We start from the raw sequence: 1,554 nt of genomic DNA, 5'->3' as shown, positions 1-1,554 counted from the left end.
TTGTAATGCTCATCATCGGGATCGGGAATGTTGACGAGACGGCGCCGGGCTCGTTCCGCCGCGAGTTCCACCTTCAGCGCGGTGTCGCGCCGGGTGTTGAAGTCGATTATCGGAACCCGGCCGGCGGCCAGGCAGTCCGCGACGATGATTTCGGCATCGTAGGCGGAATCCATCACGTCGTAGAGCCAGACTACCCGCTGCTGACTCAGCCGCGCCAGCGGAATGGCCGCCTGGCTGTCGTGGGTGGAGGCGGCAGTGAGCACGGCGGAAATCGGCACCATGGCGTCGCTGACGTCGAGATGGAGTTTGTAGCCGATCCAGGTTTGGGAGAAGCCCTTGCTGTTGCGCTTGGTCCCGATATCACACGCCGCCGGAAGCTCGCTGAGCATGTCCGCCAGCGTCTGCTGCCGCTGGCGCTCCAGGCGCGTCAGTGGCTTGGGGTCGCGCACTTCGTCCTTGCGCGGACGACCGCGCTTGGGCTTGGCCGCTTCGGACGGAGGCGGCGCGTCGGGTGGGGGGCGCTGCGGCGTCTCGCGCGCCTCAATCTCGGTGGCGTCACGGGCCACGTGGCCGATGATGTGATCGCGCAGACCGTCGCGGACCACCTGCTCATGGACCCGCTCGGGCAGTCGCTGGTCGGCAAACTCGGCGAAGGCCCGGGAGAAGGTCGCCTCGCTCGGGAGCTGAGCCCGGCGCTCCCAGCCGCAGATGCGCCGCAACGAGCGATCGACATGCAGCCGGTCGATCAGCGCCACGGTGGTCGGCAGGTTGAGCACGGTCTTGGCAACGAAGGCGCGGGCGATCGCCGGGCGGTCCTCGGGAGCCCGTCCGCGCCCGCCAGGCGGCGGCGCCACGAAGGCGTCCAGGCCGAGCGTGTCCAGAATGATGATGAGCCGTTCGAGCTTGACGGTGAGCGGATCGAGTTCTTCCTCCAGCCAGGGAAAAAGGCTGGGCTGGCTGTTGATCCACGCTCCGCAGTACCGCTTCGCTTCCTCGGTCATGAACTGGGCCCGGATTGTCTGCGACTCGCGGCAATTATGTGTTCGTAATCTTGACATGTATAGAAGAATTTATTTTTTCAGACCACTCGAAGCCGCAAACAGCAATACCGATATGTATCGGTTATTCGGCATGCATTGGCGAATTTATTTCTGCAAGAGGCTCACTTTGCAATGTAATCATAGCGCGGCCTGCGGCCGCAACCAAAGGCGGCCACCCCGAGATGATCCGGATTTGACTCGCAGAGCCAGGATCTCCAACCTGACGGGCAGCTGAACCACCGCGACGAGCACCGGGGCAGGCATGAAGAGTTTCATCGATCTGCATGGCGACTCGATCACGGGCGTGATCAACACGTTCGACCGGATGATCTTCAAGGGGCATTTCAACAGCTTCTTCCCCGAGGGGGCGTTCGGCCGCTACCTGTCGCGGCGAGGGATTCTGCTCAAGGACGCCGCTGGGTTCTTTGAGGCCGAAACGCAGCGCATCCGGGATCATGTCGTGTCGCTCGCGGCGACGGCAGGGCGGCCGGTCGAGTACCTGATGGGATCCAGC

At 63.7% G+C, this 1,554-nt stretch carries 2 protein-coding genes; one reads left to right on the top strand and one right to left on the bottom strand.

Annotation, left to right across the window (positions count from 1 at the left end; all coding sequences use genetic code 11):
- On the bottom strand, positions 1-1,001 hold a 1,001-nt coding region (locus VGC56_RS00215; RefSeq protein WP_464122412.1), incomplete at its 3' end, for a transposase.
- A 301-nt stretch (positions 1,002-1,302) separates the two neighbouring features.
- Here VGC56_RS00215 and VGC56_RS00210 point away from each other — a divergent pair.
- Positions 1,303-1,554: hypothetical protein (locus VGC56_RS00210; protein ID WP_464122410.1), on the top strand; the 252-nt coding region annotated here is incomplete at its 3' end.

This window comes from Allosphingosinicella sp., from assembly GCF_036403745.1.
Lineage (GTDB): Bacteria > Pseudomonadota > Alphaproteobacteria > Sphingomonadales > Sphingomonadaceae > Allosphingosinicella.
The sequence above is the reverse complement of the archived record's forward strand: the minus strand, read 5'-3'. Positions and strand labels throughout refer to the sequence as shown.